At 52.6% G+C, this 9029-nt stretch carries 15 protein-coding genes; all 15 read right to left on the reverse strand.

The genetic code is table 11. The features are described from left to right. Positions 1-176 precede the first annotated feature (176 nt). Complete coding sequence (locus tag BN1190_RS00390; protein ID WP_040285053.1) at positions 177-455, reverse strand: YesK family protein; 279 nt, start codon at positions 453-455, stop codon at positions 177-179. A 55-nt stretch (positions 456-510) separates the two neighbouring features. Beyond that, the gene (locus tag BN1190_RS00395; protein WP_040285054.1) at positions 511-705 is read right to left on the reverse strand and encodes a hypothetical protein; all 195 of its coding nucleotides are present in this window, start codon (positions 703-705) and stop codon (positions 511-513) included. A gap of 36 nt (positions 706-741) precedes the next feature. Further along, entirely contained in the window at positions 742-960 is a 219-nt protein-coding gene (locus tag BN1190_RS00400; protein ID WP_040285055.1) for a hypothetical protein, read from the reverse strand. Between the two features lie 46 nt (positions 961-1006). Beyond that, the gene (locus BN1190_RS00405; RefSeq protein ID WP_040285056.1) at positions 1007-1438 is read right to left on the reverse strand and encodes a hypothetical protein; all 432 of its coding nucleotides are present in this window, start codon (positions 1436-1438) and stop codon (positions 1007-1009) included. Between the two features lie 21 nt (positions 1439-1459). After that, on the reverse strand, positions 1460-1648 hold the full coding sequence (locus BN1190_RS00410; protein ID WP_040285057.1) for a hypothetical protein: 189 nt from the start codon (positions 1646-1648) through the stop codon (positions 1460-1462). A 234-nt stretch (positions 1649-1882) separates the two neighbouring features. After that, complete coding sequence (locus tag BN1190_RS00415; RefSeq protein ID WP_040285058.1) at positions 1883-3142, reverse strand: cytochrome P450; 1260 nt, start codon at positions 3140-3142, stop codon at positions 1883-1885. Positions 3143-3718: 576 nt separating this feature from the next. After that, positions 3719-4633, reverse strand: a complete 915-nt coding sequence (locus BN1190_RS00420; protein ID WP_040285059.1) for a hypothetical protein — start codon at positions 4631-4633, stop codon at positions 3719-3721. Positions 4634-4726: 93 nt separating this feature from the next. Next, positions 4727-4936: a GNAT family N-acetyltransferase gene (locus tag BN1190_RS15355; protein WP_425313913.1), complete on the reverse strand. Its 210-nt coding sequence runs from the start codon at positions 4934-4936 to the stop codon at positions 4727-4729. After that, entirely contained in the window at positions 4903-5238 is a 336-nt protein-coding gene (locus BN1190_RS00425; protein ID WP_338066410.1) for a GNAT family N-acetyltransferase, read from the reverse strand. The genes BN1190_RS15355 and BN1190_RS00425 overlap by 34 nt, the downstream gene beginning before the upstream one ends. A gap of 41 nt (positions 5239-5279) precedes the next feature. Beyond that, positions 5280-6827, reverse strand: coding sequence for an AMP-binding protein (locus BN1190_RS00430; protein ID WP_052461608.1), 1548 nt, complete (start codon positions 6825-6827; stop codon positions 5280-5282). Beyond that, positions 6814-7692, reverse strand: a complete 879-nt coding sequence (locus BN1190_RS00435) for an SDR family NAD(P)-dependent oxidoreductase (RefSeq protein ID WP_052461609.1) — start codon at positions 7690-7692, stop codon at positions 6814-6816. The genes BN1190_RS00430 and BN1190_RS00435 overlap by 14 nt, the downstream gene beginning before the upstream one ends. A gap of 72 nt (positions 7693-7764) precedes the next feature. Beyond that, entirely contained in the window at positions 7765-7905 is a 141-nt protein-coding gene (locus BN1190_RS14925) for a hypothetical protein (RefSeq protein ID WP_179860722.1), read from the reverse strand. A gap of 111 nt (positions 7906-8016) precedes the next feature. Further along, entirely contained in the window at positions 8017-8175 is a 159-nt protein-coding gene (locus BN1190_RS14930) for a hypothetical protein (RefSeq protein WP_040285060.1), read from the reverse strand. A gap of 78 nt (positions 8176-8253) precedes the next feature. Continuing rightward, positions 8254-8613, reverse strand: a complete 360-nt coding sequence (locus tag BN1190_RS00445; protein WP_052461610.1) for a hypothetical protein — start codon at positions 8611-8613, stop codon at positions 8254-8256. 67 nt (positions 8614-8680) lie between these two features. Then, positions 8681-9025, reverse strand: coding sequence for a hypothetical protein (locus tag BN1190_RS00450; protein WP_052461611.1), 345 nt, complete (start codon positions 9023-9025; stop codon positions 8681-8683). Positions 9026-9029 lie beyond the last annotated feature (4 nt).

A 9029-nucleotide genomic window follows, 5' to 3' on the forward strand; every position in this document is an offset into this window, starting at 1 on the left:
TCCGAAGAGAGCGATAAGCCCCGCCCAAAACACAATGCCCGGGGAGAGAAGCGTATGATCGGTCAGCAAGTAGTAAAAGTAATTGACACCGGTTACCAGCAAATAGACCAGAAAACCTACACCCACACTCCGTTCGGAATTCGCCTTCTCCCGTGCGGTCATCTTCTTGAAAAAGATCATGAAGCAGCACCTCTGTCGGAAACGGCACCGACTGCCATGCCGACCAGCGTGCCAAGAAGGACCGCACCCGACAAGAACGAGTAGCCCATCCCTTCCCAGCCGCCAATGACGATCATGCTGATGAAGAAGGCCGCCACGCTCAGCACGGCAATTCCCAACACGATTTTGAAGAATAGCGGTCTGGACAGTTTCCGGGACAGCGTGATGACAAGCCCCATCGCCACGATGCCAGCCAGCAGGATCGGCGTCCATCCATTGAGCATTAGTGCCTCCATTTGCCTTCCTCCTCCCTTTTCAGGTTAAAGCTCTTGTATCTCCACAATGAACACTTCAGGCTTCCCGATTCGAAAACGAATGCAGTGCGAGAATCAGCGTGAGGAACGGAAACACATACCATAGCGTTCCCCGTTCAAATACGTACTCCAAGCTCGGAATGAAGACAAGAAACTCTGAAATGAACAGAATCATCAGGAACGAGCTGACCACCAAGATGGACTCTGGTGTATTGATCACTTTCCTCTTCAAGAAACCACCGCCTTTTCAGTTATGCACTTCCAGAAATCACGTGCGGTCCGCCGGTTTGCCCGGCAACCGCTTTAAAATGGCAATCAGACCAGTAATGCCAAGCATGAACGCGGCGGTACGGAACCACGTCATTTCATCATGGGTGACATACTTCAGCAGCATCGTCCCCGAATAGCAGACGGCGAAGATAACCAAGTAAAGCGGAATCAGCTTGGCAAGTGCTAGCGATTTCTTTTCTTGTGACAGGATAATCACCTCTCAAATCTAGGACTCGACGTTTTTCATCTCGCCCGCTGCTTCCTCATTTATGAAAGAGCAGCTTCAACAATTCCAGTACACTGAAATACGCCAGGCCGCCCACAATTCCAAAGATCCCTAAGTCGATTCCGGAAAACAACTCACCGAAAATGACCGCACCGAGAAGCCCGGCCAGACAGCCGGCACCTGCATAGAACAGGATCTTCATCTTGCGGGAGCGCTGCTTTGTCTTCGGAGAGAAGTCGATGAACAGGGCGACGGGCAGCGCAAGGAACAGAAAGAACGGCAGGGAATACACCGCCGTCACCAAAGCGGTCGGCCCAAAACCCCAGGAGTCGTCAAACACCAGTAGCGAATAGAGCGCGATGCACGCGCCGAACAGCAAAGGCGACAGGAAGACCGCCAGCAGGTAGACCGCCAATCTGTCGAACGTACTCTGGTAGGCAGCCGCCAGTTTGTCGGGTTTCGGATTCATAGTCGGGTACTCCTCTCCGGTTCAGTGACGGGTCTCTTCCTTTCCAAGGAAGTAACGGGCGTTTGCGAAAAATACGACGCCGAGCAGGAATAGCATGACAATCAGCCAGCTTGCAATGGCCGAGTATGCCCCATTCAGGACAAATTCACTTACTAAATTGACGAACACCGAAGCAGCGAACACTGCAAATAATCCTATTACATATTTCATAAAACGCAGATGGCTCCTTTCCTGTACCATATTCCATCCGTATACTTTCCTTACGTCCGGAGATTGGATATTGTTTCATTGTTCTGTCATCTGATAACAGAAGTTTTCCAGAGAACCGATTGACACCATTGTAACACGATTCCAGTTGCTATCTATCTTTTTCCAGTAAAGAATATGCATGCCCATAAGAAAACGCGTACGAACCGGCAGGCTGCCGTTTCGTACGCGTATATATCACTCTTTGAATAACAGAGCCTTGCTGTTCGGATACGTCGGGAACTGGTCCATCGGGATGGTCCAGTCCTGTTCAGGAACGTTAAAGCTGTACTTGTTCACCAGTTGGTCCGAGAACACCCGCATGCTGTGGAGGGTGATCCATTCGCCGGCACAGCGGTGCATATCCCGGAACGAACCGCCGCCCTGCGCGATCATTTCGTATTCTTCCTCATACGAAATCTCTTTGGCCCGGCCGGCATACCGGTCGATCCGGAACTCATCCGGTGCATCGATGGTGCGCGCGTCGTGATTCGTGCCGTACAGATCGAGCACCACCCAGCTGTCTTCCGGGATCACGTACCCATCCACTTCCACATCCCGGACTGCGACTGCCGGCAGCATCGGGAAGAATGGATAGAAGCGCCTCATCTCCTGGATGAACGGATCCTGCAGCCGGTCGAAATCCGACTGCAGCTCTTTATAAATGTCCTTTCCAGCGAACAGGGCATGCCCCATCAGCGTCATCCAGACTGTCAATGCGACTGTCGGCCGGATGATGTTGAGCAGCTCGACCGCCGCCACGTCCACCGGCAGCAGCTCTCCATTCAGATCCGTCGCATTCGCAAACGTATACAGCGCATAGTTCTCTTTGCCGGGTACCGGATGCTTCCGCGCTTCTTCGATCAGCTCCTTCGCCCACTTCTCCGATTTGTTCCGATCTTTGATCCCTTTGAGATGATCGATCGGCGACGTCACCGCCCCGCTGATCATGGCGATCTGGTTCTCCGCCAGCTTGTCCACCGTTTCGGCATCGTACGTGTCCAGATTGATGCCCGCCCATTCGCAGATGGCGGTGAACAGCACGTTATTAGCCAGCCCGAACAGCTCGAATTCGCCATGCTTCCGATCGAGCGCCGCAGTCAGATGCCGTGCCAGGATGTCATGGTAGTCATCCATCCGCTCAGGCGTCATGAGGTCCATGAAATAATGTTTCCGATGGTGGTGCGCCTCCCCATCCAGCGTCTGGACACCGCCCTCACCGAACAGTGTTTTCAGCACCGGTTTCGGCATCGCCCCTTCCCGCTTGAAATTCGCCGGGTCATAGAACTGACGAGCCGCCGCCTCCCCGTAAATTGCTGTAATTTCCTCTGTCAGGAACTTCGCTTTCACGACAGGCGCCCCGACGTCCTCGCGCAGCTCCCCTAACAGGTTATAGCCTTTTTCCATCAAGTCTTTCACATCGGTCAGTTTGACTTTCGTTTCCGGTACTTGTTTCATGTCGTTCACTCCTAGTGTGTTTCGTTCTATTCGTATTGTATTGGTCCCTACTACTATAGCCTGGAAGGAAATTCGGCAAACACTTGCCATCATTGGATACCAGGTTGACCTTTGTAGCTCTAGCGGTTCTAGTTCTCCGGTCTGCAAACAATACTTTGCTGCAGTCCGTATCAAATTGACCAGCAACGTATATATGTACGGAAATAGAAATAATACAATAGAAGCCGCAGAGCGGAGCGGGATAGAAGCAGGCTCTGAACTCAAGTTACAGGTTAGGGACGATGAAAACACAATTACGCTGACAACGAAAAACCCCAAGAGAAGGTACTCCCTTGAGGGATTGGTATCCCAAATCACTGCGGAAAACCGCCATGCCACAGTCGATCTTGCAAGCGCCGGGCGGGAATTTTTGTAACTGTTGTCTACAATCTTAGGATATAATAATTCGGTTCAAGATTTTCTCGCATTGATAGATTTCACAAAAGCTTATAAAAGAGAGTAACCACCCTGCATACTTGGTCGGCCCTATTTAAACACATGTGTATTTATTTCGAGTAAAGGCTATGAACAATCAAATCATTCGATCACGTACAGATACAGTTCTCCGTTGTCCAAGAATACCAGCATGTTCTCTCGGTTGCTCACTGCTTGAGGTGATATAGGCGTTCCATCTGGTTTAATAAATTCAAGCAGATGCACCGTCTCACATCGTTTGTTGTCCTGGTCCAATTTTAGAAGGATTCCGTCGCCTTCCCTTGTATACGCTACTATCTCATCTCCCTTGACAGCAAACGACCTAAAGTTAAGATCATCCAGTCCGTAATATTTCGATACCCCGTCTTTCCGGACACCGATCATCCCCTCGATACTGAAGAAAAAGTAGATTTCCTCCTTGTCATTACTATTCAAAGCCAGACATTCGAAGATATAAAATTCTTTGTCTTCTTCCAGCGAGTCCATCTTCCGACCAGCACGATCCCAGCCTACCAGACCACTGCTGCCGATTGGCTCATCCCAGCCATAACTGCCACAAGTCCCTTCATCGAAGTACCCTGTCCAGATCGACTGATTTCTCGTCACATGCACATGTTCAATTCCGTCACCTAGACAGAACGTGCGGACCAGACGTCCGCTATAATTGAATACATGTGCATTTTCTTCGATGTCATCGTCCCCACGGTAGCGAGAGCGAGCACCGACTACCAGTACATGGTCGGTATCGATCGGCTGAACGAAATGATAATTCCATCTTTCAGCAGGAAGTTCAATGATCGTCTTTTCGTCATTTTTCAACCGGACCACCTGGTAACTGTAAAGCCTTTCTGTAACAGTGGCGGGAAATTGACCACCAATCAAAGGAGGTTGTTCATCTGTCAGTAACACTAGCACCTCTTGTTCATATCCCAGTGCAATCGAAAGAGGAATATTTCCTACTAAATCTTCCTTAATTTCTCCCAATATTTTTACGGACACTCGTTCTTTTCTAATCACTTTATGTACCTGCTCTCTGATAATTAGCGATCTGAACACCAAATATTATTTGCCTAGTAAATGCAATACTGATTTATAGCAGTGATAAAAATCTCAAATCGTTTTGCTATATTGAATAAGAGCAGTCTGCACACCCTCGTACAACTCCGATCCAGCTCGCCCGCTTTCCTGGAATCCTGCAGACGACAGCATCTTGCGTGAGCGATAATTGGTTTCATGTGTCTCGGCCGTCAGGTAAGCCAATCCAAGCCGGGTTGCCGCATACTTCATCATCTGACGGCTTGCGATTTGCCCTTTCCCCATAGCGAGCTGTCACCGATGGCAATCCCCAATTCAGCTGTTTCTTTTTCGATTCCGGCAAGATCTGCATAGCCGATCAATTTACCATTCCATACGATCCCCAGCCGGATGAATGAAGGCTTACTCAAATGAACACAATACCGCCACCAATCCCGCACTTCTTGTTCGGACCTGTCGATATCCCATTCATTCGCCGCGCAGAACCTGTGATCTTGCGCCCAATTAAGAACATGGGGGATATCCTCTTCCGCAATCGGTCGCAGCACGACTGAGCATTTTGCAGTTTCCTCTCTATCGATTGCCATTCCGCACCTCCCCGAAGTTCCTGGTTCTCAGCTGCTAATGATTATATACATTGACTTAGTACCAATTCCACCTCCTGCCGCAGCCGCTTCTTATCCGGCTTCCCGAGGGAAGTGCATGGAATCTGGCGGAAGATGATCGTTTTCGGCATCTGATAGCGGGCGGCTCTGTCCGTCAGCCAGGCGGTGACAGCTGCTGTTGTGAGTGTATCGGAAAGCGGGTCGATCACCGCGCAAAGGCGCTGGCCGAACTCGGCATCCGGGACCCCGACCACTGCAGTGTCCCGGATAAGCGGATGGGTGCGGAGCAGGGTCTCCAGCTCAGATGGGTGGACATTCTCGCCGCCAGATACGATCATGTCATCGACCCGACCGTACACATGCAGCAATCCGTGCCCATCCAGATAGCCCATGTCACCGGTTTCTATCCATTTGGACTTCCTGCCGGCCATCGACCAGCTGCTGGACATGCAGATCTGTCCTGTTTCGCCTGTACGGACTTCGTTCCCGGACGGATCGACCAGTTTCAGCCGGCCGCCCGCGACCTTCCTGCCAACGGCTCCGGGAGCGATTGCCAGCTCTTGCGGAGTCGCCATGCAGGCGAGCCCTGTTTCGGATGTGCCGTACAAGTTGAACAGGACCGGACCGAGTGCCGCGTTGATGTCCTGGGCGAGTTTCGGATGGAGCGGCGCCCCGCCGGACGCGATGCACTTCAGTGACCGCAGATTGTCTTTCTCGTGAGCCAGCAATCGTTCGGCGATCACCGGGACGACAGTGACCACTTCGACGCTATGGGTGCGGATCAGTGCGCTCAGCTGTTCCGTCCCAGATTCGCAGCTCAATACGATCGTTTTGCCAAGCGCTGCGAACGACAGGAGAATGGCCAGTCCATAGCCATGACAGAGGGGTGTAGCAATCAGGACATTGCTACGCCGCGCCAGCTCCATCGTCTTCAGGAGGCTCAGATAGGGATCGATATAATTGAAGAGGGACGGCTGATGAGGAACGGCTTTCGGAAGTCCGGTCGTCCCGCCTGTCAGCAGCACAAGACGGCCGGCCGCCATCCGTTTCCACGGCCGCCTCGCGGGAAATCGATCACTTGCCGGCATGCAGACCATGATCGGAACGGCGGCAGGTTTCGGATTGGGCAGCAGATCGGCCAGCCGCTCCGAATCTTGGTCATGGATCAGCAGATCGAACCGGTGGCGTTCCAGCAGCAATGCCAACTGCGTATGTCCCATATCCGGATTCAGAAGATACACATCCGCCCCCAGGCGTGAAGCAGCGAACAGCGCGGTCACGAGAGAGGTCCGGTTCCGGCAGAGGAAGGCGACTTTCTGACCACAGCCGATGCCGAATTCCTCCTGCAGGCGCATGGCAGTTCCTTCACTGCGTCGGTGCAGCTCGCTATAGCTGACCGTTCCTTCCTCATCGATCAATGCCGGGGTATCCCCATGCAACCGGGCTGCGAATTCCAGCAGCACCATCAGATTCACCCCATGCCGGGCAACTGCTGAGGACAACCCGGTAGCCCCTGAAACGTTCAGCACCCCCATCTCCTGCAGCAGCCGTACCAGTTTACCGATCGGCATCGCGTGTCCTCCTTCTCCGTTCCAGTCCGTGTTCAATCGGCCGCCTGAACAGGACCGACGCCAGTTCCCCTGCCGGCAGCCACCACGGATGCCAGGTTTTCCGTTTCGTATACAAAGAGCGCGCAATCTGTTTCGCCGCCTCTACCGGACACATCGCCGGCATCCGATCATACGCAGCAGTCGGCCGGATCATCTCCGTCCGGACGAGCGGCAGATAGAAGGTCGTGACCGAAATGCCGGACTGCCGCAGCTCGGCGGACGACGACCGCAGCCAGCTGTCAAACGCTGTCTTCGAAGCCTGATAGGCCGCCCAGTCCGGCATCGGCAGCAGCCGGGCGTTGATGGTCGACATATTGATGATCTGCCCCTGATTTTGCTGCAGGAGGGGCACAAGCGCCAGCAGCAGCCGGACGGGGACAAAGTAATTGATGGCCATCGTCCGTTCGAAATCGTGGAACCGATCCAGGGACGCCGCGAGTGTCCGGTTGATGGACAGGCCGGCATTCGAGATGAAAACATCCAGTCCCCTCGGCAGCGCAAGGAGGACATCTACCAGCCGGTCCAGTTCGTCGGGTGCGCGCAGATCGGCGGTCACCACCGTCACCGTTGCTGGGCCGTCTTCCAGTCTTTGCTGCACCGCGAGCAGACGATCCGTACGCCGGGCGACCAAAATCAGATGCACCGGCAGCTCCCCAAGCAAATACGCCATCTGTTCACCGATCCCTGAACTGGCGCCGGTAATCAGCACCGTCTTCCCGTACAGTTCCTCCGCAAGCCTGCCGGAATGCAGACGGGTCCGCGGGAACAGCAGCCGCTCGGCGAATGTGTATGGCTGACTTGGCTGGCCGAATGGTGAACGCGGCATCGGGCTCATCCTTTCCAGTAGCAGAAGCGTAATGCCTTCCGATTAATCAATTACAACTTGAAAATTCCGTCCTCACCGTCCGTCTTCCCGATTCCGGTGCCTGCGCGCAATCCGCCAGAGGATGAATCCCCTCGCCAATGCTGCGAATGCTATGAAAATCAGCACGGTGAAAATAATATCGCCCAGATTCCATGTGCTGTTGATCGAATCCATCCTGCCGCCTCCAATTTGGCGGAACCGCCCCGCCTCGTTCAATGTCGTGAGAGTACAAGTAAACACGATGGCTTGACCACAGGCGTCTATCCTGCTGCCAGCCTATGATGTTCACTCAGACGTTTCGTCGGCCTGTTTCCGCTTTTTCTCCAGATACGCGGTCCGAAGTTTTTCGAGATGCTTCTGTTTATCGAATTGATCCGGTTTCCGTTTTTCATGATATTTCGACACAGCCTGTCTGCCTTTTGAATCCAATTGATATTTCCCCATGACTTTCACCTCTTTTCATTTATATGATAACTATCGGCTTACGGATGAACGTACTGAACCGTTTCTTGTCTTATCCTTTTAAAGAAGTTGAACGTAAGCAACCAAAACAAATATGCCTACATCGATCATGGAGAAACTCCTGGCCGCACTTTCTGCTTTTGTGACTACGTTTCCGATCCACAAGACGATCCAGCCAAAGAACGCACTGGCCATGCCTGCATCCTGCACTGCTTTGAGACCTGTCACCGCTTCCGATCCCGAAAGAAACAGAAGCACTCCAATCACGAACGGGACGTACGTGAAAAAGATCAATGGACTTCCAATCTCCTGTTTGAGTTCTTGACGTTCCTCTTTCTGCAGTCTTCTATACGACAGATACGACAGCAGCACAGGTACTACCCATATAAGCACGACAGCTATCCACTGAAACATCTCCACGCATATCCTCCTCGCCAGTCATGTCGTGTACCCGTCTATCCAGAAGGTGCCCGTGCGCCGAATTACATTACTTCCTCCCATACTTTCCGGTGTTCACGGCTTTACGGTACGCCCCCTCTTCTTCAACGGCAATCATGTCGTCGGGCGATTCACCGGGGATGGCGAAGAACTTGGTCCCTTTCCGGTATTGGTTCGAGAACGTGCCTATATAGGTCGCTTCCCGATCGGAATAAACGGTCACCTGGCCCAATTTCTCCTCAACCTCTTGGATGGTTTCGCTGCCGACTTCATACATATCGCCGTGCCAGACGATGAAACTGCTGTTCCAGTCTTTACCGGATGATGTGCAAGCAGCTAGAAGGCTCAGCAGGGAAACTAGAATGAATAGGTACGCCGCGCATTTCAGGTTCATCTCG

Source organism: Sporosarcina koreensis (assembly GCF_000826145.2).
Lineage (GTDB): Bacteria > Bacillota > Bacilli > Bacillales_A > Planococcaceae > Sporosarcina > Sporosarcina trichiuri.